The sequence below is a fragment of the Butyrivibrio sp. AC2005 genome (genome assembly GCF_000424145.1).
GTDB lineage: Bacteria > Bacillota > Clostridia > Lachnospirales > Lachnospiraceae > Butyrivibrio.
Genome location: NZ_KE384137.1, coordinates 293,610 through 316,213, shown reverse-complemented (window position 1 = coordinate 316,213; position 22,604 = coordinate 293,610). Strand labels below are relative to the sequence as shown.

At 39.5% G+C, this 22,604-nt stretch carries 19 protein-coding genes and 1 other RNA gene; 19 read left to right on the top strand and 1 reads right to left on the bottom strand.

The window, feature by feature from the left end; all coding sequences use genetic code 11:
• Nucleotides 1–90: 90 nt before the first annotated feature.
• From G602_RS0118370 to G602_RS0118300, 16 genes are all read left to right on the top strand, one after another.
• Complete coding sequence (locus G602_RS0118370; protein ID WP_026660278.1) at nt 91–978, top strand: YicC/YloC family endoribonuclease; 888 nt, start codon at nt 91–93, stop codon at nt 976–978.
• 29 nt (nt 979–1,007) lie between these two features.
• Nucleotides 1,008–1,631, top strand: coding sequence for a guanylate kinase (gene gmk / locus G602_RS0118365; RefSeq protein ID WP_026660277.1), 624 nt, complete (start codon nt 1,008–1,010; stop codon nt 1,629–1,631).
• 30 nt (nt 1,632–1,661) lie between these two features.
• Nucleotides 1,662–1,946, top strand: a complete 285-nt coding sequence (gene rpoZ / locus G602_RS0118360) for a DNA-directed RNA polymerase subunit omega (RefSeq protein ID WP_026660276.1) — start codon at nt 1,662–1,664, stop codon at nt 1,944–1,946.
• A 15-nt stretch (nt 1,947–1,961) separates the two neighbouring features.
• Complete coding sequence (rimO, locus tag G602_RS0118355; protein ID WP_026660274.1) at nt 1,962–3,386, top strand: 30S ribosomal protein S12 methylthiotransferase RimO; 1,425 nt, start codon at nt 1,962–1,964, stop codon at nt 3,384–3,386.
• Complete coding sequence (gene pgsA / locus G602_RS0118350; protein WP_026660273.1) at nt 3,370–3,918, top strand: CDP-diacylglycerol--glycerol-3-phosphate 3-phosphatidyltransferase; 549 nt, start codon at nt 3,370–3,372, stop codon at nt 3,916–3,918. The genes rimO and pgsA overlap by 17 nt, the downstream gene beginning before the upstream one ends.
• A 133-nt stretch (nt 3,919–4,051) precedes the next feature.
• Nucleotides 4,052–5,806 carry a DEAD/DEAH box helicase gene (locus G602_RS27435; protein ID WP_081676071.1) on the top strand — a complete coding sequence of 585 codons (1,755 nt, stop codon included), beginning with the start codon at nt 4,052–4,054 and terminating at the stop codon, nt 5,804–5,806.
• A 90-nt stretch (nt 5,807–5,896) separates the two neighbouring features.
• On the top strand, nt 5,897–6,850 hold the full coding sequence (locus G602_RS0118340; RefSeq protein WP_026660272.1) for a hypothetical protein: 954 nt from the start codon (nt 5,897–5,899) through the stop codon (nt 6,848–6,850).
• 107 nt (nt 6,851–6,957) lie between these two features.
• Nucleotides 6,958–8,454 (top strand): GGDEF domain-containing protein, encoded by a 1,497-nt coding sequence (locus G602_RS29275; protein ID WP_026660271.1) that lies wholly within the window; start codon nt 6,958–6,960, stop codon nt 8,452–8,454.
• A 118-nt stretch (nt 8,455–8,572) separates the two neighbouring features.
• The gene (gene gpmI, locus G602_RS0118330; protein WP_026660270.1) at nt 8,573–10,120 is read left to right on the top strand and encodes a 2,3-bisphosphoglycerate-independent phosphoglycerate mutase; all 1,548 of its coding nucleotides are present in this window, start codon (nt 8,573–8,575) and stop codon (nt 10,118–10,120) included.
• An 81-nt stretch (nt 10,121–10,201) separates the two neighbouring features.
• Entirely contained in the window at nt 10,202–10,444 is a 243-nt protein-coding gene (gene secG / locus G602_RS0118325) for a preprotein translocase subunit SecG (protein ID WP_026660269.1), read from the top strand.
• A 118-nt stretch (nt 10,445–10,562) separates the two neighbouring features.
• On the top strand, nt 10,563–13,004 hold the full coding sequence (gene rnr / locus G602_RS27425) for a ribonuclease R (RefSeq protein ID WP_049945325.1): 2,442 nt from the start codon (nt 10,563–10,565) through the stop codon (nt 13,002–13,004).
• A gap of 92 nt (nt 13,005–13,096) precedes the next feature.
• Nucleotides 13,097–13,561, top strand: coding sequence for an SsrA-binding protein SmpB (gene smpB / locus G602_RS0118315; protein ID WP_026660268.1), 465 nt, complete (start codon nt 13,097–13,099; stop codon nt 13,559–13,561).
• Nucleotides 13,562–13,618: 57 nt separating this feature from the next.
• Nucleotides 13,619–13,966, top strand: a transfer-messenger RNA (tmRNA) gene (gene ssrA / locus G602_RS29980).
• A gap of 145 nt (nt 13,967–14,111) precedes the next feature.
• Nucleotides 14,112–14,939, top strand: a complete 828-nt coding sequence (locus G602_RS0118310) for a hypothetical protein (protein WP_026660267.1) — start codon at nt 14,112–14,114, stop codon at nt 14,937–14,939.
• A 15-nt stretch (nt 14,940–14,954) separates the two neighbouring features.
• Nucleotides 14,955–15,773 carry a glutamate 5-kinase gene (gene proB, locus G602_RS0118305; RefSeq protein WP_044932730.1) on the top strand — a complete coding sequence of 273 codons (819 nt, stop codon included), beginning with the start codon at nt 14,955–14,957 and terminating at the stop codon, nt 15,771–15,773.
• Nucleotides 15,774–15,775: 2 nt separating this feature from the next.
• Nucleotides 15,776–16,339, top strand: a complete 564-nt coding sequence (locus G602_RS0118300) for a GNAT family N-acetyltransferase (protein WP_196808721.1) — start codon at nt 15,776–15,778, stop codon at nt 16,337–16,339.
• A 71-nt stretch (nt 16,340–16,410) separates the two neighbouring features.
• Here G602_RS0118300 and G602_RS0118295 read toward each other — a convergent pair whose 3' ends face one another.
• A complete protein-coding gene (locus tag G602_RS0118295) occupies nt 16,411–16,989 on the bottom strand; it encodes a hypothetical protein (RefSeq protein WP_026660263.1) in 579 nt (192 codons plus the stop codon).
• Between the two features lie 163 nt (nt 16,990–17,152).
• On the opposite strand from G602_RS0118295, the gene G602_RS0118290 reads away from it, so the two are divergent.
• The 3 genes from G602_RS0118290 to folD all read left to right on the top strand — a co-directional run bounded on the left by G602_RS0118290 (nt 17,153) and on the right by folD (nt 22,599).
• The gene (locus tag G602_RS0118290) at nt 17,153–19,993 is read left to right on the top strand and encodes an FtsK/SpoIIIE family DNA translocase (protein ID WP_026660262.1); all 2,841 of its coding nucleotides are present in this window, start codon (nt 17,153–17,155) and stop codon (nt 19,991–19,993) included.
• Nucleotides 19,994–20,054: 61 nt separating this feature from the next.
• Nucleotides 20,055–21,731 (top strand): formate--tetrahydrofolate ligase, encoded by a 1,677-nt coding sequence (locus G602_RS0118285; protein WP_026660261.1) that lies wholly within the window; start codon nt 20,055–20,057, stop codon nt 21,729–21,731.
• Between the two features lie 10 nt (nt 21,732–21,741).
• A complete protein-coding gene (gene folD, locus G602_RS0118280; protein ID WP_026660260.1) occupies nt 21,742–22,599 on the top strand; it encodes a bifunctional methylenetetrahydrofolate dehydrogenase/methenyltetrahydrofolate cyclohydrolase FolD in 858 nt (285 codons plus the stop codon).
• The last annotated feature ends 5 nt before the right edge of the window (nt 22,600–22,604 follow it).

Here is a 22,604-nt window from a genome sequence, read left to right as displayed (position 1 = left end):
AAAGGATGTATCTATTATTATTTTTTTGCAGACAAATAGATAATCCGGATTAAAATAGTTGGCTTTATCCGGCCGGATTGTGAGGTTTATATGGTTTTCAGTATGACTGGCTACGGCAGAAGTGAGGTAGCTGATGAGAAGCATAAATTCACGGTTGAGATGAAATCCGTGAATAACCGTTATCTTGACATCAATATCAAGATGCCAAAAAAGTTCAATGCTCTGGAGTCAAAGATCAGAAATGAGCTTAAGACTTTTGTAAAACGTGGCAAGGTTGACGTTTTCATAACTTATGAGGATTTCTCCGAGACAGATACCAAAGTAAAATATAATAAGGAAATTGCTGCTGAGTATCTTCAGTATCTGAAGCAGATGTCCGAGGACTTCGGAATTGATAATGATATCAGGGTTTCCTCTCTTTCAAAGTATCCCGATGTTTTCAGCATGGAGGATATGGAGCTTGATGAGGAAGAGATGTGGGGTACTCTTAAGAAGGCTATAGACGGAGCCGGTGAAGAGTTTGCAGCTGCAAGACGAAAGGAAGGAGAATTCCTTCATAAGGATCTGGATGAGAAGCTTGCAGGTATGCTTGAAAGTGTAGAATTTATCACAGAGAGATCACCACTCATCATCGAAGAATACAGGAATAAGCTTCGCGATAAGGTGAAGGAGCTTCTTGAGGATAAGGCGGTTGATGAGAACAGACTTATCATGGAAGTAACACTTTATGCGGATAAGGTGTGTGTTGACGAAGAACTGGTAAGGCTTCGCAGCCACATTAAAGCAATGAGGGATGCCCTTAATAAGGGCGACGATAAGGAAGGAATTGGAAGAAAACTGGACTTCCTTGCGCAGGAGATGAATAGAGAATCAAATACTATCTTGTCAAAGTCGACGGATCTGGAGATTTCAGATAGGGGCATTAGCCTTAAAACTGATGTCGAGAAGGTTCGTGAGCAGATTCAGAATATTGAGTGAGTTAATTATTTAAGACAGGATGGAGTCATATGTCAAATAAAGGAATTATTGTAGTTGTTTCCGGTTTTTCCGGTGCCGGTAAAGGAACCCTTATGAAGGAGCTGATAAAGAGATATGATAATTATGCTTTATCGATATCAGCTACAACAAGAAATCCAAGACCCGGTGAAGAAAATGGAAGAGAATACTTTTTCATGAGTAAGGAAGAGTTTGAAAAGCTTATTGCTGAGGACGGCCTTGTTGAGCATGCCTGCTACGTTGGTAATTACTATGGCACGCCTAAGAAATTTGTCCAGGAAAAGCTTGATGCCGGAAAAGATGTGATTCTTGAAATTGAAATTCAGGGAGCTCTTCAGATAAAGAAGAAATTCCCACAGGCTTTGCTTCTTTTTGTAACACCTCCTTCAGTTGAAGAATTGGAGAAAAGACTTAGAGGAAGAGGCACAGAAACAGAAGATGTCATACACGGAAGACTCCTTCGGGCAAAAGAAGAGGGACAGGGTATTGACGAGTATGATAATATAGTAATCAACGACAATCTTGAGCTATGTGTAAAACAGATGCATGAGATAATTCAGGCAGCACATTATACCCCTGATCGCAATAAGGAATTTATTGATGAGATTCAGGCACAGCTTGCCGAATTGAAATAACAAATATTTTTTATTTAATGGAGGAATAACATGATACATCCATCATATGTTGATCTTATGAAGGTAGTTAATAAGGACGTAGAGGAAGGAAATGAGCCTATCATCAGCTCAAGATATTCCATCGTTATGGCAACAGCCAAGAGAGCAAGACAGCTTATTGCAGGTGATGAGCCTATGGTAAGAGTTAAGGATAAGGAGAAATTCCTTTCAATCGCTGTTGATGAGCTCAATGCTGACAAGCTTAGAATTCTCTCTGATGAGGAGAAGGAAGCACTTATTGATGCTAAGGATGAAGGAGCTACAGAGGAAGCCTAACTTCCCGATAATTCTATGAAAATATTATTTGTATCTCTCGGCTGTGATAAAAACCGTGTTGATTCTGAAGTTATGCTCGGAATGCTTTCACAGCGTGGACATGAATTTACAGATGATGAAGAAATAGCCGAAGCAGCAGTGGTAAACACATGCTGCTTTATTGGTGATGCGAAAGAAGAAAGTATCAATACTATCATCGAACTTGGAGAGTACAGAAAGAGCGGCAAATATAAGGCCCTTATTGTAACAGGGTGCCTGGCGGAACGCTACAGAGAAGAAGTACTTAAGGAGATTCCTGAAGTAGACAGGATTATCGGTACTGCTTCTGTGGAACATATTGTTGAGGCTCTTGATTCTGTATTGGAAGAGAATAGTGATACAGCTGATACTGGCTCAAACATTGGAGCATCAGGAATAAAGAGAATATATCTTGATGCTTTAGATAAGAAGCCATATGGTAATCTTAAGCGCATTCAGACAACCGGCGGTCAGTATAATTATCTTAAAATTGCTGAAGGTTGTAATAAAAATTGTACCTATTGTGTAATTCCTAAAGTAAGAGGCAGATACAGAAGCGTTCCTATGGAGGAACTTATCGAATCTGCTAAAGCGCTTGTTTCTCAGGGTACTACTGAAATTATTCTTGTAGCACAGGAGACAACACTTTACGGAACGGATCTTTACGGGGCAAAAAAATTACCGGAACTTCTACGTAAATTGTCAGAGATAGAGGATCTTAAGTGGATCAGAATAATGTATTGCTATCCCGAAGAGATCACTGGTGAGTTGATTGATACCATTAAGGAATTGCCTAAGGTATGTAATTATCTTGATATTCCTATTCAGAGCGGCTCGGATCATATTTTGAAGCAGATGGGCAGAGCCACAAACAGAAAAGAAATTACTGACAGAATAAATCAGATAAGGTCAAAGATTCCTGACATTTGTATCAGAACAACCCTGATTGCCGGTTTTCCCGGTGAGACTGAGGCAGACCACGAAGAAACTCTCAGCTTTGTAAAAGAGATGAAGTTCGACAGGCTTGGATGTTTTTCATATTCTCAGGAGGAGGAAACTGTTGCGGGAGAGATGCCTGACCAGATTCCTGATGAGGTGAAAGAAAAGCGTCGCAATGATATAATGGAAATACAGCAGGAAATTGCTTTCGAAGCTGCAAGAAATCGTATTGGCCAGATTGTCAGCGCTGTTATTGAGGGAAGAATTACCGATGATGACGATGATGATTATGAAGGAAATACATATGTAGCAAGGACATATATGGACGCTCCCGATGTTGATGGATACCTTTTTATAATGAATGTACCATATGACCTTATGAGCGGACAGTTTGTGGAAGTACTTATAACCGGTTCAAACGATTATGACCTGATTGGGGAGTTGACAGAGGGGGAAGACGATGAAAATGAATTTACCGAATAAGCTTACTGTTATTAGAGTTATTTTGATTCCGTTTTTTGTTTTATTTTTACTTGCAAATATATTTGGCGCAGCTGATAAGTGGATTGCACTTGGAATATTCATAGTTGCTTCGCTTACCGATATGGCTGATGGTAAGATTGCAAGAAAATATAATCTGGTAACGGATTTCGGAAAATTCATGGATCCACTGGCCGATAAGCTTTTGGTTTGCAGTGCTATGATTTGTCTGATAGAGCTTGGTAAAATTCCCTCATGGATAGTTGTTATTATTATCGCTAGAGAGTTTATTATAAGTGGCTTCAGACTTATCGCTGTTGAAAACGGCCGTGTTATTGCTGCAAGCTACTGGGGTAAGTTCAAGACTACTTTCCAGATGTTCATGGTCATTTTGATGATTGCAGATCTTGGGGATAAGATACCTTATTATAATCTTGTGACTCAGATTATTATGTACATAGCACTTGCACTTACAATCATTTCTCTTTGTGATTACATTATTAAGAATAAAGATGTAATGAGTGGGGATATGTAATTAGCTTTGAAGAAACTAAATAATTTACTTGTGTAAAACTGAAATTGATGTTATAGTTTTGCATTGTGTAATTTGAATGTTTAATGGGGACGGCATTTAAAATGTGCGTCCCTTTTTCGTGGAAAGAGGTTATATGTCAAACATTTTAGACGAAATTAAAAAGAATATCGAAGGTATCTCAGAAGCAGTTACCGGCAGCAAGGATCAGAAGAAATCCTCACACAAGGACAGTGATGGAAAAAGAGCTGAGGTAAAGGAAGAAGAGAAGATACGCTATGACGAGGCGGAAGGTATTGATGAAAGAGTACTCCGTGCAATCACAGAGATGGGTTTTGAGTACATGTCTCCCATCCAGAAAGCAGCAATCCCTGTAATGATGAAGGGTGTTGATATCATCGGACAGGCCCAGACCGGTACAGGAAAGACGGCAGCATTCGGAATACCGCTTCTTCAGAAGATTGATCCCGATAACAGACACCTTCAGGCAGTAGTTCTTTGTCCCACAAGAGAGCTTGCCATGCAGGCTGCTGATGATATCAGAAGCTTTGGTAAGTATATGCATGGTATAAAAGTACTTCCTGTATATGGCGGGCAGGATATTTCAAGACAAATCCGTGCTTTATCCTCAGGTGTGCAGATAGTTGTTGGTACACCGGGCCGTGTTATGGACCATATGAGACGCCATACTATGAAAATGGCAGACGTACGTGTTCTTGTTCTTGATGAAGCAGATGAGATGCTGGATATGGGCTTCAGGGATGATATCGAAACCATCCTTGAGGGAATGCCTGAGCAGAGACAGACGGCACTGTTCTCTGCAACAATGCCTGAGCCTATCCTTCAGATAACAAGAAAATACCAGCATGATGCTGAGTACATTAAGATGACTCCAAAGGAAATAACTGTTAAGTCTATTGAGCAGTATTATTATGTTGTTCCTACAACCTTTAAGGAAGAGGTGCTCACAAGACTCATTGAATACCATCAACCTGTACGCAGTCTGGTTTTCTGTAATACAAAAAAGAAGGTTGATGAACTGACAGGAATTCTTAAGAACAAGGGATACAGAGCAGAGGGGCTTCACGGAGATCTTTCACAGTACCAGAGGGATACTGTTATGAATCTTTTCAGATTCGGTCAGGCTGATTTTCTTGTAGCGACTGATGTTGCTGCCAGAGGCATCGATGTAAGCGGTGTTACTGCTGTTTTCAACTATGATATTCCTGAGGATATTGAGTACTATGTGCACAGAATCGGCCGTACCGGCCGTGCCGGCAAGAGCGGTCAGTCATTCTCTCTTGTTTCTCCCAGAGAGATGTACAAGCTCAGAGATATCGAGAGAATCTGTCATACAAAAATTGAAGAGGGCGAGATTCCTTCTGCAAAGGAAATAACAAGAGCGAAGGCAAGAAAGCTTTTCAGTGAGGTTATTGATCTGATTGAGGCGGGTGATATAACTGACTGTCTTGAATTCCTTAACGATAAGGTTGCAGAGGATGAGTATTCAATAGAACAGCTTGCTGCCGGACTTATGAGACTTAAGATGGGTAAAGCTCCCGAAGAGCTTGATCTCAAACCCAGAAAACGTGATATTTACAGAGGCCAGAGAAGTCGTGACAGACGTGACGGCAGAGGTGGTTACGGACGCGGAGACCGGGATGGACGAGGACGCGGTGACGGACTTGGTTCAAGAGATGGAAAGAGACGCGACGGAGGCTATAGAGACGGAAAGGGTTCAGGCTACGGCCGTGGCCGTGATGGCAAGTTTGGATCAGATAATCGTGGAATGCGTGACGCATCAGGAATGCATAAGAAGGCATCAGCCGATAAGTTCAGAAGAAATGCAAGACCCAGGACAGAGAAGCTTGGCGTAAGAAAAGATAAATAATATGTTCAAAAGAAAAGCTGCATTGTATAATCAATGTGGCTTTTTTGATATTAAAATTGCTTGTTACTTATGAAAAGAAAGAGGCGGTAAATGGATTACAAAACAATTGAAAAGGTATTTAATAAGAGAATTTCGGAAATAGATAATAATGAAAATGTTATAGCTACTGCTTACAGACTATATGAACATGAAATAATACAAAACAATAGTGATATGCAGTTTGATGAAGCATATTACAGAACTCTTGTTGAAGCAACCAGTCCTGTAATTGAGAGTCTTTATGAAAAGCAGGATGAAGACGGAAGCTTTAACGGGGATATTTATGATACCTCACTTTTTGCTGCGCTTATGTGCGTGGTATCCAGAGTATATGATGTACTTGATCCTATTTTTGCCAGAGATTGTATACATGCAGGTCTTGACGCAGCACATTTTCTGATGGTTTCCAAAGTGGATATGAGATTACTTGAAGATGATGCAAAGGTGGCAATGTTTTGGGCCTTCACTGAGTTATCTAAAACAGATGTGGAAATAAAAAATGCTTATGACCATTCAATGATGGCGGGGATGCCTCAGAAGATGAGCAGGCAGAAGAAATATAAAATGCTGGTAAATGAGCTTGGCAGGCAAATATTTACTGAGAATGTATTTAACGAATATGCAAAAAAAGCGGAAAATTCAAATTTTGATTTATTGATGTTTTCCTGCCGGACAATATTGTTTGATGATGAAGATGTTTTCAGTGCAGATATTTTGGCACTGACTAAGGATTGCATTTTAAATGCGGCTAATAATGTAATGGTCAATGCGGATGATATTGCTATGGATAAACAGGGCATTATGCTTATTACAGCGATTCTGTCAATCCGGCATATTCTTGATAAAGACAACGAGATAGCAAATGGCTCGGAGGCTCAACTGATAAAGGTTATTGAATATAATGTTATAAACAATACAAAAAAACAATTAAGCGATGACGAAAAGCAATCACTGCAAAATATGCTTAACAGTTTTACTGAAAAAATAAATGAACTCAATAGATAATTATTGTATGAATATATTTTATGTTTGTTTTATATTTTTACCTGAATTAACATAGTAAAATGTATTAAGAAGTGAAACTAACGGCCGTAATACATGGGTAGATATGTATGACCAATAATACGAAGTACAATGATTATTTAGCAAGCAATCGGAAAGCAATAAACAAAACATTGAATAAGCTTATGTGGATATGTCTGTTTACTGCACCTTCTATTGCTATCGGAATCTTTTTCGGGTCTTTTCCTGAAGCAACATATAGTACTTGTTTTGTTATTTTTCTTGTTACCTTGGTTTTGGCAGCTGTTCATACCAAGCTTCTTGATATTTGGCCTGATTCTATTTATACCAGCTTTTTCATTCTTTTAGCACTGGATATTTTACTTGTTCAAATGAATTATTCCAGAATAGATATTCAGATTACCTGTTTTTTTGTTCCACTGCTGAGTATTTTGTTCTGCAATATACGAATATACCTGGCTGCAATAATAATAAACTATTGCTTCATGGCGATTTCCATTTATTTGACTGCGCCATATTATATAGCTATGCGCTCTGATTATACGGACACAAAAAGCTATTTCTTAAAAATAATAGGTGGTTATACCATAGAGACTTTTATAATGACTGTAGCCGGTCTGGTCATTTGTAAATACATCATCAGATATCTTGAGCATATATTTGATGAAAATATTACCATCAGGAATAATCAGGTTCAGCTTGAAAACCAGCTGAAGATACAGGAATCAATGGCAAGGATATATGATACGGTTAATCTGATTGATTTTGACACAATGAAAGAAAAATCATTAAGTGATACAGATTCATCGGAGTATTCCATAGAGGGGCATGCTCATACAAAAATGAATCACAGCATAAGAAAGCATGTTATTCCTGAACAGTATGATGCTTTTACGGCATTTACCGATATCACAACTATAAGAGACAGATTATTGGGAAAAAGGAGCATCTATGAAGAATTTATAAATGTTGATACCGGGTGGTTCAGGGCACAGTATATTGCTCTTGAGGATAATCCTGATATTCCGCCTCAAAGAGTTATATATACAACGCAGACAATTGATGATGCCAAAAGAAGAGAAGAATATCTGGTGCGCATTTCCACAACTGATGAGCTTACAAGTCTTTATAACAGAAGAAGTTATCACAATGACATTCGTATATACAAGACTGAAAGAATTGAAGACGATTTTGTAATTATTTCAATAGATGTAAACGGACTGAAGGAAATCAATGATCTTAAGGGGCATCAGGCAGGAGATGAACTAATAAAAGGTGCGGCAGATTCGATATTATGGGCTGTATGCAATGTCGGAAAAGTTTACAGGACAGGTGGAGATGAATTTGTTGCGGTCATTCACTATGAGTCACCGAAAGAAATTCTCTTTAAGATAAGAGAAAACGCTGCTAAATGGCATGGAAATCTGGTGGAGGAATTATCTTTATCAATAGGCTATGCTGCGCATAGAGATTATCCTGAAGCTGATGTTCTCGAGCTTGAAAAGCTGGCTGACAATAGAATGTATGAGGATAAATCGGAATATTATAAAAAATCCGGAAAAGACAGAAGGACCAGAACTTTTTAAGAGTGAAAAACTTTATTTGAAAAACAAGCGATTTATGGGTATACTACTGTGTGGAAACCGATAAATAGCTTAGTTCATGTAACAAAGCATTATTAAATATAAAATGGAGGCATAAAATATGCAGGGTTCTAAACCAACAGTTTTACTTATTATGGATGGATTCGGAATTAACGATAATCCGAAAGGGAACGCCATTGCTATGGCTAATACACCGGTTCTTGACGGACTTATGAAGGAATATCCTTATGTCAGAGGTAATGCAAGCGGTCTTGCTGTAGGTCTTCCTGACGGCCAGATGGGTAACTCCGAGGTAGGTCATATGAATATGGGTGCAGGACGCATCGTTTATCAGGAGCTTACAAGAATCACAAAGTCAATCGAAGATGGCGATTTCTTTACAAACGAAGGTCTTATGGCTGCTATCGACAACTGCAAGAAGAATGATTCAGCTCTTCATATGTATGGTCTTGTAAGTGATGGTGGCGTACATAGTCATATTACACATATTTACGGACTTCTTGAGCTCGCAAAGAGAAACGGACTTTCTAAGGTTTATGTTCACTGCTTCCTTGACGGACGTGATACACCTCCGGAATCAGGTATAGATTTTGTTCAGCAGCTTGAGGATAAGATGAAGGAGCTCGGCGTAGGTGCTGTTGCAACTATCTCAGGCAGATATTATGCAATGGACAGAGATAACAACTATGACCGTGTTAAGGTTGCTTATGATGCCATGACAAAGGGTGAGGGCAATAAGGCTGACAGCGCTCATGAGTGCATGGTACAGACATACAAGGATGGTAAGACAGATGAGTTCGTTATTCCTACAGTTATTATGAAGGATGGTGCTCCTACAGCTACTATTCAGGATAATGATTCAATCATCTTCTTCAATTTCCGCCCTGACAGAGCAAGAGAAATTACTCATTGCTTCTGTGATGATGATTTTGACAAGTTTGACAGAGGCGCACGTATCAAGACTACATATGTATGCTTCACAGATTATGATCCGCTTATTCCTAACAAGGAGATTGCTTTCAAAAAGGTTCTTCTCAACAATACATTCGGTGAATGGCTTGCAGCAAAGGGTATGAAGCAGGCTCGTATCGCTGAGACAGAGAAGTATGCACATGTTACATTCTTCTTCAATGGCGGTGTTGAGGAGCCTAACGTGGGTGAGGACAGAATTCTTGTTAATTCACCCAAGGATGTTCCCACATACGACCTTAAGCCTCAGATGAGTGCTCCCGAAGTATGCGACAGAGTTCTTGAAGCAATTAATTCCGATAAGTACGATGTTGTAGTTACAAACTTCGCTAATCCTGACATGGTAGGCCATACAGGTGTTATCGATGCAGCTGTAAAGGCTGTAGAGACTGTTGATACATGCGTTGGTAAGATTGTGGAAGCTGTTAAGGCTAAGAATGGTACAATGTTTATCTGCGCAGATCACGGTAATGCAGATATGATGATTGATTATGAGACAGGAGAGCCCTTCACAGCTCACACAACAAACCCTGTTCCGTTCATTCTTGTAAACTATGATCCTGCATACACACTTCGTGAGGGCGGATGCCTTGCAGATATCATTCCCACACTTATTGAGTGCATGGGATATGAACAGCCTGCAGAGATGACAGGAAAATCACTGCTTATTAAGAAATAAGGATGCGATGCTTGTTGATTTTTATAAATATTTGTGTTATCTTTATCAAGTATTTGTGAAATTTTTAGGAGGGATTTTTTCGTGGCAGCATTGAAAATTGTTTTGGCAATTATTTTTATTATTGATTGTGTTGCACTTGTTACTCTTGTTCTTGCTCAGGAAGGTAAGACACAGGGACTTGGTGCTATTCAGGGATTTGCAGAGACTACCTACTGGGGCAAGATTAAGGGACGTTCCAGAGAGGGAGTTCTTAAGAAGGTTACAGTAGTTTTGTCAGTACTTTTCATTATTCTCAGTGTAGTACTTAATATGACTGTATTCTAAATTTTGATCGCACCTTGAAAGGCACTCTTTTGTGAGTGCCTTTTTTGCGCTCATTTTTGGTATAATTTATATATCCGGTGACTTTTCAGGTATATTTGAATTATGAAGGAAATGATATATGAGTAAAAAGAAAATAGTAACAAAAAAACAGAATATAACTGGTACCTTCATTTCAAATCAGAGAGGCTTTGGATTTGTAGAAGTAGAAGGCAGGGATGAGGACATTTTTATTCCCGAAGAATATACCGGTGGAGCTTTTCAGGGCGATACAGTTGAAGTGAATATTACTTCCGACAAGAATGAAAATGGCGGTATGAGGGATGAAGGCCGTGTTGTAAATATCCTTGTAAGAGCTATAGACAGAGTTGTCGGCACTTATCAGGACGGCCATACTTTTGGTTTTGTTATTCCGGATAACCTTAAATTCACACAAGATATTTTTGTACTAAAAGAACATACAAAGGGTGCTGTTTCTGGAGATAAGGTTGTTGTTTCCATTACTTTTTATGGAGATCCCAAAAAGGATAGAAAGCCTGAAGGAAAGATTACGGATATTATCGGAAATATTAATGATCCCGGAGTAGATATTTTATCAATAGTAGAAGGGTATGATCTGCCGAATGCTTTTCCTGAGAAAGTCATGAATCAGGCAGAAAAATGTAAGGATCATCTGATTGAAGGCGATTACCAGGGAAGATTGGATCTCAGAAACGTGACAATGGTTACCATTGATGGTGAGGATGCCAAGGATCTGGATGATGCTGTTTCTCTATCAGTAGAAAATGGTATATATCACCTGGGCGTACATATAGCTGATGTAACAAACTATGTGCAGGAAGGCAGTGCACTGGACAGGGAGGCGTTAAAGCGTGGCACCAGTGTGTATTTGGTTGACAGGGTTATTCCTATGCTGCCACATAAACTGAGTAATGGTATATGCTCTCTTAATCATGGTGAGGACAGGCTTGCGCTTAGCTGCCTCATGGAAATAGATTCGAATGGTGCAGTTTTATCACATCAGATAGCCGAGACGGTCATTAATGTTAATGAAAGGATGACTTACACCTCTGTTGCAGCGATTTTGGAAGATGAGGATCCCGAAGAGATAAAGCGTTATAAAGAGCTTGTACCAATGTTTAAGGAGATGGCTGAGCTTTCTGAGATTTTGAAATTAAAAAGAAAAAAGCGAGGTGCCATTGACTTTGATTTTCCTGAAGCAAAGATTATTCTCGACAGAGACGGTAATCCACTGGATATCAGGTTAAGAACAGCCAATACGGCAACTACGATGATAGAAAGCTTCATGCTGGCTGCAAATGAAACCGTTGCTGAGCATTTTTTCTGGATGCAGGCGCCTTTTGTTTATCGAATTCATGAGCAGCCCGATATGGATAAAATAGCTAATCTTAATGCTTTTATTTCCAGACTTGGGCTACGGTTAAATACAAAAGCTGATGAGATAAGACCTGCTGAAATCCAAAAGCTCCTTGAAAAAATCGAAGGAACTGAAGAAGAAGCTGTAATCAGCAGAATAGCTCTAAGAAGCATGATGCAGGCAAAATACAGTACGGAATGTCTGGGACATTACGGCCTTGCCTGCAAGTATTACTGCCATTTTACATCGCCTATCAGAAGATATCCGGACCTTCAGATACACAGGATTATTAAGGACTATCTGCGTGGCAGGATAAATGAAGAAAAAATAAAGCATTATAATGAGATACTTGAAGAAGTTGCAAAGCATTCCTCAGAGACGGAACGACGTGCTGAAGAGGCTGAAAGAGAGACGGATAAGCTTAAAAAGGCTCAATATATGGAAGCACACCTCGGAGAGGTGTTTGAAGGAGTTGTTTCCGGTGTAACAGGATGGGGAATGTTTGTGGAACTTCCCAATACATGTGAAGGCATGGTTCCTGCTGCAACAATGGATGATGATTTTTATATTTATGATGAAGAAAATTACAGACTTGTCGGAGAGCGTACAGGTAATGTATACTGCTTGGGGCAGAATGTAAAAGTAAGAGTTCACGATACTGACAGATTGAGCAGAACAATTGATTTCAGAATTGTGACAGAGGATTTTGAGGATACGGATAATGACTTTATTGGTGATGATTCTTATGAAGAAGATTATTACGAAGAGGATGCAGAAGGACATCTGAAGCTGATAAAAGGGAAGAAAGGTCCAAAGCATGACAGTAAGAATTCTTCAAAGAAAGGACATAAGGCTTTAAAGGCTGAAAGGAAAACACCTGCTAAATTAAGAGCTGCAAAGATTTCAAAGCTTTCATTAGAGTCTTTGGATGATGATTTTTCTTCAGAAAGTAAAAAAGAGAAGAAAGAGAAAAAGCATAAAAAGGACTCAAAGAAATTAAGCAAGGAAAAGGAAATTCTTAAGGAAATTAAAGCTCTGAAAAAGAAGAATAAAGGTAGGAAAAATAAAGCCGGAGAGTCTACGGAGGAAAGCGGCAGAAAGGTGTATAAGGTACACAAGTATAAGAAGTCCGCTACTTCTAAAGCAGCCAGAAACAGTCAGAAAAAGGGCAGGAAAAAGAAATAAAACTTAACCTGCGGTTTATGGGATTTCATAAATAAATATGCCATAATGATATAAAAGGTATAGAAAACTTGAGAAAATGAGGTGTTAAAGTCATGGCTGACGAAAGCATAAAATTAATAGCTAACAATAAGAAAGCCTTCCATGATTATTTCATAGAGGAAAAGTATGAAGCAGGTATTTCTCTTGCAGGTACGGAAGTTAAATCACTAAGGCAGGGTAAATGTAGTATTAAGGAAGCCTGGGTGAGTATTGATAAAGGGGAAGCTTTTATTTGCGGAATGAATATAAGCCCTTATGAAAAGGGAAATATTTTCAACAAAGATCCACTGCGTGTCCGTAAACTTCTTCTTCATAAAACAGAAATACGAAAGCTTGATCAGGCTTCACAGGCTCAAGGGTACACGCTTGTGCCACTTGAGGTATACTTTAAGCACGGCAGGGTAAAGGTTCAGATAGGCCTTGCAAAAGGTAAAAAGCTTTATGATAAGAGAGAATCTACTGCTAAAAGAGATCAGCAGAGAGAGGCGATGAGAGATTATAAGGTAAGCCTTCGGTAAAATTAACTACAGGTTTAGTTGATTTTACCGAAAAAACATAATATACTAGGTAAACACGGGTTAGTAAAGGTTTCGACAGGGATTCTGAAGCTGGAGAAGCTGTCCGCAGGATGGTGCGTTAAACCTCAAACTAAATATAAACGCTGAAGATAATTTAGCACTCGCTGCCTAACGGCAACGCGTAGACTTAAGTGCACCTGCACACTTAATGCTCTGCGTCGACTTTGCAGGAAACGACATGGTGATTGCTCCGTAGCTATGGTCGTATAAGGGGCTACTTCTCATATTAGGGCGCATGCTTCCGGTTATGAGAGGGAATCGGCTTTGCCACAATAGCAGGCTATGACAGTAGAAGGACAGGGGACGGATTTTTGGACGCGGGTTCGACTCCCGCCTAATCCATCACATAATAGAGAGCGCTGAACTATATATAGTTCGGCGTTTTTTGTTGGACATTTTTTAGAAATGTCTCAATTTAACTTGCATTTACATGTTCTTGTGGTTAGAATGGATGAAGACACAAAATATGTGTGTGTTTAAGGAGGAAAGTATGAAGAAAATGGGGATTAATATTTTAAAGAAAGTTCTCGCATCAGCTCTTGCTGCTGCATTCATTGTAAGTGCAGTTCCTGCAAATACTATTCCGGTTAAGGCAGCTACAAAGGTTGAAATAGACGAGACAACACAGGCCATTGGCAAAAAGGGCAAGATTGTATATAAGGAGACAGGTAACAAGATCGTTACTATTACTCCCGGTTCTTATGCCAAGAATGTACTCTCGATTACAGTTAGTGATGCAGATGCTAAAATAAAGAACATCAAATGTGCTAAGAAACTTAAGTACAAGCTTTCGAGAGTTGAGTATGATTCAAACACTGATAAGATTATTTACAGATTCTCTTTCTATACAAAGACAGCACCTAAGAAACTTTTCAAGTTTAAGTTTACTGTAAATGGTGAAAATTATTTTGCCTATATTAATGCGATTTCGCCTATTGCAAAAGCTACATTCGGTAATCAGGAGCTCTCAACAAAGTATGGTCTTGGTTCCCAAAATTATGTAACAGATTTGAGCAAGGGTAAGATCAAGGTTACTATGAGTGATAATTATTCTCTTGAATCTATCCAGGTTGGCAAGTATAAAAATGTCAGCAACGGCAAAGATACTGAGCCTGTTTTGTACTGGGAGACAGCAAAGAATAATAAAAAGGTTATTTTGAGCAGTGAGAGACAGGTTATTGATACAAATGAGCATGACACTAAAGAAGAGAGTATGTATGCTACAACTATCATTCGTGTAAATTATAAATATCTTAAGAATGGATCAACAGGAAGTGTTGATTACTATTTTAACAGAATTGTAAACGCAGATAACTAATTACGTGGTATTATTATGAGTCCGAAAAAAATCAGAAAAGAGCGCATAGTTGTAAAGGTAGGAACTTCTACCATAACTAATGAAAACGGTGGAATTAATATTCATCAGATTGATCTTCTGTGCAGAGCTCTTGCAGGAATTGAAAACTTAGGTTATGACGTTGTTCTTGTTAGTTCAGGCGCAATAGCAGTCGGAGCTAACAAGATGAGACTTGGACAGAAGCCCAAAAGCCTGAGGCTTAAGCAGGCTGCTGCTTCTGTAGGCCAGAGTGAGCTGATGCATTTATATGATAAGCTCTTTGGCGAATATGGCAGACTTGTGGGTCAGATTCTTCTTGATAATAATGATATAGAGAATCCTGCCAGAAGAGAGAATCTTAAGAATACTTTTGATGCGCTTCTGGAAAATCATATCATCCCTATTGTTAATGAGAATGACTCAGTCAGCCATGCCGAGATTGAATCTGATCAGAAGCTTTTCTCCGATAATGATATGCTTTCTGCAATAGTTGCAGTATTCTGCGGTGCATGTAAGCTGATTATTCTTTCAGATATCGATGGTTTTTATGATAAAAACCCTGCAACCAATCCTGATGCAAAGCTCATCAGCAGAGTTGAGGATATCAATGATGAAATATATGCTCTTGCCGAGGGTGAAGGAAGCGGATCAAACAGAGGAACAGGAGGAATGGTTACTAAGCTTCAGGCAGCTGAGCTTGCTACCTCCAAAGGTGTCGATGTTCTCATAACCAATGGTAAGAATACAGATTCTTTATATGACATTATCAATAAAAAGCATGTAGGAACTTTGTTTGTAGCAAAGGAGAATATCTGATTTTGATTGGTACTTTAAAAACAGAGCGTCTTGTCCTTCGTAAATGGAAGGAACAGGACGCTGAAATTTTATATAAGCTTGCGAGCGATCCTGATATAGGCAGAGGTGCAGGATGGTTGCCTCATAAGGACCCGGGGTATTCAAAAGCAATAATAAGATCAATTCTAATGGATGATGGTGAGTATGCCATAACACTAAAGGGTGATCAGGAAATTCCCATAGGAAGTATTGGCGTTCGTGTAGGTGCTTCACCTAAAAGAGGCATTGCCAGAGAAGATGAGGCTGAAATCGGATATTGGTTAGGTAAAAATTACTGGGGAAATGGCTACGCTACAGAAGCCTTATCTGAACTTGTAAGATACAGCTTTGTCGAAGTGGGACTTAGCAGGATATGGTGCGGATATTTTGACGGAAACGAAAAGTCGAAGAGTGTTATCGAAAGAAGCGGTCTCAAATTCCATCATAGAAATGAGCATTTATTTAATGCTATGCTAAAGGAATACTACAATGAAACAATGATGTGTGTTACTGCGGAAGAGTTCTTCTTTAAAAGAATATTGAAATGAAAAAAACAGACAGTTAAGAATGCTGACACATTCTTTGCTGTCTGTTTTTTTGGTAGACAATGATAATTTTATCAATCGATAATAGGACCTTCATGGAACTTATCATAAATTTCTGCAAGATAAGTCTTTACCATCTGAATATTTGCCATTTTTCTAAGTTCTACATTTCCCATAGCTATGGCAATCTGATCTGCAAGAAGAAGCATCTCAAATATTGCGAGCTTGAATGCCCTTCTGGACATATCTTTTATGCAAAGATCCATAAGAGGAGAACCGAGCTTCATTGTTACATTCTCATCTGCGATACCTGTGAGAATAACCATTGTTTCAGGATCAAAGTTTACGTAAATGATGAGCTTTTCTTTTTCGTGTTTCTTAAGTGTAATAGGAGTCTGATGGCTTGTCTCCATCCATTCATAAAGATCAGCATCATCGGGATGAAGCAGATAATTTGTAAGCTCCTCACGATGCTTCTCAACATACTGAAGATATCTGCTGGCATTTGGTCCTGTATAGGAAAGCTCGACCTTAATACCGTTTTCAGTCTTGAGCAGTCTGCATTTTGAAGCAACTTCCTTGATTTTAAGTTCGTTTTCGATATTACCAATCTGTTTAAGCAGACCGGTATCAAGTTCCTGTCTGAATTCCATATGTGAATTTCCTCCAATAATAATTGAAATAAAAGAAATACGTTACCGCTGAGCGTGTTAAGTATAGCACAAAGAGTATAAAAATGGTATACTGTTTTGTGTATGTGCTTAGTAACAGTTGGCACATACAGGGGAAAAGATTTGAAAAAAGTAATGGGTGATTATGGCTACAAGTAATACAAAAAAACGCTCCAGTGCGAGCAGACAGACTAACAAAGGAAAGAGACGGACAGCAGCGAATACCAAATCCAGGGCACGATATAAAGAAGAACCATTGGATTATGCTGTAAAAAGCGAGATTATGCTTATTGTATTCGCAGCTTTGACGGTCTTTTTATTTTTATGTAATTTTGGAATATGCGGAAGCTTCGGAAATGCTTTAAGCGGTATTATGTTTGGTATTTTCGGTATAACTGCATATATTATGCCTATTGTAGGCTTTGGAATAGGCGCGCTTTTATTATCAAACGGACCAAGTCCTGCGGCTCTTAGAAAGATTTTTTCAGGACTACTGATACTCCTGGTCTTTGGTATGTTTTTTGAACTTATCTGTGTCAGAATTCAGTCAATGAATTCATATAGTGCTGCAGAGATATATGGTGCTGCTGTAAAGGAACAGAATGGCGGTGGGGTCATCGGCGGTAGCATAGCTTATTTTGCATATCGCAATTTATCACTTGCCGGAACTATCATACTAATGCTTGTTGCAGGCTTTATAGGTGTATCTCTTTTTACACAGAAAACAATGCTGCACAATGTAAAGCGTGGCGGTAAGCAGGTATTAGAGAGAACCAGAGAGGAAGCTCTCTATTATAAAGACCGTATGGATGAGCGTGCAAGACTCAGAGAAGAGAGACGACTTCAGCAGGAAGAGGAAGAACAGCTGCTTCTTGAACAAAAAGAAGATGCTAAGATTCTTCGCATGGATAGGAAAGTATCCGGTGTAAGTATGAATACTCTTCTTGATATTGATGATGACGATGATATCTACGAAGAGGATGATGTTGAAGAGTCCGAGGATATAAGAAGTGCCAAAATACAGGAATTTAAAATTCATGGAATTGACGTGCCGGAGGAAGAAGAGTCTGATGAACCTGTAGAACAGAATATCTTTATTCCGGAAGAGGAAATTCATGATGATATTCACGAAATCAGATTCAAGCCAAGCCTTACAACAAAGGAACAACCTGATGGTCAGTTTGTTATAAAAACTCCACCAAAGGAGGAACCTGTTAGTGACCATCATACAATAGATATAGCTGAAGAACCGGATGAAGAGGAATACGATGAGAGTGCTGCTTTAGAAGCATTAAATGCGGTAAAAAATTACAGGCCGGTTGCTAAGCTGCGTGAAGAAAAGCCTGAAAATGTAAACAATATTCCGATTCATTCCGAGACGCTCGCACCTGATTATAATGGTGAATATGCAATTCACAGCACAGACTATATTACAAGCACAAAGAATAAGGAAGAAGCTGCCAAGAGAGTTGAGCAGCAACAGCAGATAGAGAAACGCCCTGTAATGGAATATGAATATCCTCCTTTTAAGCTTTTGAAGAAAGGTACAAAGGGAAAAGGAGATTCAGCAAAGCATCTGAAGGAGACTGCAATGACTCTTCAGGATACGCTTTCAATGTTTCATGTAAATGCAACTGTGACAGATATAAGTCAGGGGCCTTCCGTAACGCGATATGAACTTCAGCCTGAGGCTGGTGTTAAGGTTAGGAAGATAGTAGATCTGGCAGACGATATTAAGATGCATCTGGCTGCGACTGATATTAGAATAGAGGCTCCTATTCCCGGAAAATCAGCAGTGGGAATAGAAGTTCCAAATAAAGAGAATTCAATGGTCGCATTAAGAGATCTTATTGAGAGTGAAGAATTCCAGAAATCCAAATCGAAGCTTTCGGTTGCTATCGGAAAGGATATAGCAGGCAAGCTGGTAGTGACTGATATTGCCAAAATGCCGCATCTTCTTATCGCAGGTGCTACAGGTTCGGGTAAATCCGTATGCATTAATACCATAATAATGAGTATTATCTACAAGGCTTCACCTGAAGATGTACGCCTTATTATGATTGATCCTAAGATTGTTGAGCTTTCTGTATATAATGGAATACCTCATCTGCTTATACCTGTTGTTACTGATCCCAAGAAGGCTGCAGCTGCTCTTAACTGGGCTGTTGCAGAGATGACGACCAGATATAAGAAATTTGCAAATGCGAAGGTTAGGGATTTGAAGGGTTACAATGCAATGTGCGAGCATTCTGATGATGAATCCATGCAGAAGATGCCCGAGATTGTGGTTATTGTCGATGAGCTTGCAGATCTTATGATGCAGTTTAAGAATGAGGTCGAGGATTCCATTGTAAGACTTACACAGCTGGCAAGAGCTGCGGGAATCTACCTTATTATTGCAACTCAGAGACCTTCAGTAGATGTTATTACAGGTCTGATCAAGGCAAATATCCCGAGCAGAATTGCCTTTGCGGTTTCCAGTGGTGTTGATTCAAGAACCATTCTTGACAGCTATGGGGCTGAAAAACTTATTGGCAAAGGTGATATGCTCTTTTTCCCGAGAGGCTACAACAAGCCTGCCAGAGTTCAGGGCTGCTTTGTTTCGGATGATGAGGTTCAGGCTGTTACTGACTTTGTTAAAGATCAGGGTGTTGAGACCAATTATGGTGACAATGTCTCTGAAGAAATATCAAGTATGGAAGTTTCCTCAAAATCATCTTCAGCTAATGCATCAGCAGGTGATGCTGCAGATAACGGTTCCGATGTGGATCCGCTCTTTGCACAGGCAGGAGCAGCCATAATTGAAAAAGAAAAAGCTTCTATAGGAATGCTGCAGAGATTATATAAGATCGGATTTAACAGGGCTGCACGAATTATGGATCAGCTAAGTGATGCCGGAGTTGTAGGTCCTGAAGAAGGAACAAAGCCAAGAAGAATCCTCATGACCAAAGAGGAATTCGAACAAATGATAGATAATGCTTCATAAATAAAATGCAATGTATGTAAAGAAAGACCAGCACTTCATTATTTTCGGGGAGGAAATGACTATGGCAGTAAAATCAGATATCGAGATTGCAAGAGAGGCAGAGCTTTGGCCGATTAAAAAGGTTGCTGAAAGTATTGGCATTACTGAAGATGACCTTGAACTTTACGGCAAACATAAGGCTAAACTTTCAGAAGAGTATTTGCAGAAAATAAGCAGCAATAAAACAGGTAAACTTGTCCTCGTGACTGCTATAAATCCTACTCCCGCAGGAGAAGGTAAAACAACTACAAGCGTTGGACTTGGAGATGCACTTGCACGTCTTGGTAAAAAGACAGTTATAGCTCTCCGTGAGCCTTCACTTGGTCCCTGCTTCGGAATAAAAGGAGGAGCGGCAGGTGGCGGATATGCGCAGGTTGTGCCTATGGATGAGATGAACCTTCATTTTACAGGTGATTTTCATGCTATTACATCTGCTAACAATCTTCTTGCAGCACTTCTTGATAATCATATACAGCAGGGTAATGAACTTGCCATAGATACCAGACAAATTGTCTTTAAACGCTGCGAGGATATGAATGACAGAGTCCTCAGGAATATTGTAGTTGGTCTTGGCAACAAAATGGACGGAGTTGTAAGAGAGGATCATTTTGTAATAACCGTAGCAACTGAGGTTATGGCTATTCTATGCCTTGCCAAGGATATGAAAGACTTGAAGGAGAGACTTTCAAGGATTGTTGTTGCATACAATTATCAGGGAGAGCCTGTAACAGCAGGAGATCTGAATGCTGTGGGAGCTATGGCAGCACTTCTTAAGGATGCAATGAAACCCAATCTTGTTCAGACACTTGAACATACACCTGTACTTGTACACGGTGGTCCTTTTGCCAATATTGCACATGGCTGTAATTCAATAAGGGCAACAAATGCAGCTCTTCATATGTCGGATATCACAATCACAGAAGCAGGATTCGGTGCTGACCTTGGTGCTGAGAAGTTCCTTGATATCAAGTGCAGAATGCATGGACTTAAGCCTGATGCAGTAGTACTTGTTGCTACAATCAGAGCTCTTAAATATAATGGACTGATTCCTAAGGATAAGCTTTCTGAAGAAAATCTTGATGCTCTTAAAAAAGGTATCGTAAATCTTGAGAAGCACATTGAAAACCTTCAGCAATATGGGGTTCCTGTTGTTGTTACGCTTAACAGCTTTCTCACAGATACTGAGGCAGAAATTGCTTTTGTAAAGGAATTTTGTGAAAAGAGAGGCTGCGACTTTGCAATTTCCGAAGTATGGGAGCATGGCGGAAAAGGCGGAGAAGCGCTGGCAAAGGCAGTAATCAATACTCTTGAAAGTAAACCTTCAAATTATGCTCCGATTTATGCAGATGATCTTTCACCTGAAGAAAAAATCGAGACTGTTGCGAAGAAGATTTATGGGGCAGATGGGGTTGTATATGCACCTGCTGCAAAGAAACAACTGCAGAAAATTGTGGACATGGGATATGGAAAGCTTCCTGTATGTATGGCAAAAACACAGTATTCACTTTCCGATGACCCGTCTCTTCTTGGGAGACCGTCAGGATTTGACATTACAGTAAGGGATGTGTATGTTTCTGCCGGAGCAGGATTTATCGTTGCGCTTACAGGTAATATTATGACTATGCCTGGGCTCCCCAAGAAGCCTGCAGCTTTTAGCATTGATGTAGATGATAACGGTAATATAATTGGATTATTCTAAACGGGAGCATATTATGAAAATAATAGACGGTAAGGTTATTTCACAGCAGGTTAAGGACGAAGTTAAGCAAAAGACAACACAACTGAAGGAAAAGACAGGAACAGAAGTATGCCTGGCTGTAATTCTTGTAGGTTCTGATCCTGCATCACAGGTATATGTAAGAAACAAGAAAAAAGCATGCGAATATGTTGGCTTTAAATCCTTATCCTATGAGTTACCTGAAGAAACTACACAGGATGAATTGCTTGCTCTTATAGATAAGTTAAATAAAGACGATAGCGTACATGGTATTCTTGTCCAGATGCCGGTGCCTGAGCATATTGATGAGAAGACTGTAATAGATGCGATTTCACCTTTAAAGGATGTAGATGGTTTTCATCCAATGAATGTTGGCGCACTTTGCATCGGTGAAAAAGGATTTGTATCCTGTACTCCTGCCGGTATTATTCAGCTTCTCAAGAGATCGGATATCGAAATAAGCGGAAAGGAATGTGTAATTGTCGGTCGTAGCAATATCGTTGGAAAGCCTATGGCTCTTCTGATGTTAAGGGAAAATGCTACTGTAACTGTTGCTCATTCAAGAACAGCCGACTTAAAGTCCGTTTGTAAGAGAGCAGATATTCTGATAGCAGCTGTAGGCAAGCCTAAAATGATTACAGAAGATTACGTTAAGGAAGGTGCTGTTATTATTGATGTCGGCATAAACAGAAATGCAGATACAGGTAAGCTTTGTGGCGATGTTGATTATGAAAATGTCGCTCCAAAATGTAGTGCTATCACTCCTGTTCCGGGTGGAGTCGGACCTATGACCATTGCAATGCTCATGAACAACTGTCTTGAATCAGCACTTCGAAAAGCCGGAGAATAATAGTA

What these genes read in the sequence shown, in the direction of transcription:
- G602_RS0118370 (WP_026660278.1), top strand. Translation starts at nt 91, where the DNA reads ATGGTTTTCAGTATGACTGGCTACGGCAGAAGTGAGGTAGCTGATGAG.
- gmk (WP_026660277.1), top strand. Translation starts at nt 1,008, where the DNA reads ATGTCAAATAAAGGAATTATTGTAGTTGTTTCCGGTTTTTCCGGTGCC.
- rpoZ (WP_026660276.1), top strand. Translation starts at nt 1,662, where the DNA reads ATGATACATCCATCATATGTTGATCTTATGAAGGTAGTTAATAAGGAC.
- rimO (WP_026660274.1), top strand. Translation starts at nt 1,962, where the DNA reads ATGAAAATATTATTTGTATCTCTCGGCTGTGATAAAAACCGTGTTGAT.
- pgsA (WP_026660273.1), top strand. Translation starts at nt 3,370, where the DNA reads ATGAATTTACCGAATAAGCTTACTGTTATTAGAGTTATTTTGATTCCG.
- G602_RS27435 (WP_081676071.1), top strand. Translation starts at nt 4,052, where the DNA reads ATGTCAAACATTTTAGACGAAATTAAAAAGAATATCGAAGGTATCTCA.
- G602_RS0118340 (WP_026660272.1), top strand. Translation starts at nt 5,897, where the DNA reads ATGGATTACAAAACAATTGAAAAGGTATTTAATAAGAGAATTTCGGAA.
- G602_RS29275 (WP_026660271.1), top strand. Translation starts at nt 6,958, where the DNA reads ATGACCAATAATACGAAGTACAATGATTATTTAGCAAGCAATCGGAAA.
- gpmI (WP_026660270.1), top strand. Translation starts at nt 8,573, where the DNA reads ATGCAGGGTTCTAAACCAACAGTTTTACTTATTATGGATGGATTCGGA.
- rnr (WP_049945325.1), top strand. Translation starts at nt 10,563, where the DNA reads ATGAGTAAAAAGAAAATAGTAACAAAAAAACAGAATATAACTGGTACC.
- smpB (WP_026660268.1), top strand. Translation starts at nt 13,097, where the DNA reads ATGGCTGACGAAAGCATAAAATTAATAGCTAACAATAAGAAAGCCTTC.
- G602_RS0118310 (WP_026660267.1), top strand. Translation starts at nt 14,112, where the DNA reads ATGAAGAAAATGGGGATTAATATTTTAAAGAAAGTTCTCGCATCAGCT.
- proB (WP_044932730.1), top strand. Translation starts at nt 14,955, where the DNA reads ATGAGTCCGAAAAAAATCAGAAAAGAGCGCATAGTTGTAAAGGTAGGA.
- G602_RS0118295 (WP_026660263.1), bottom strand. Translation starts at nt 16,989, where the DNA reads ATGGAATTCAGACAGGAACTTGATACCGGTCTGCTTAAACAGATTGGT.
- G602_RS0118290 (WP_026660262.1), top strand. Translation starts at nt 17,153, where the DNA reads ATGGCTACAAGTAATACAAAAAAACGCTCCAGTGCGAGCAGACAGACT.
- G602_RS0118285 (WP_026660261.1), top strand. Translation starts at nt 20,055, where the DNA reads ATGGCAGTAAAATCAGATATCGAGATTGCAAGAGAGGCAGAGCTTTGG.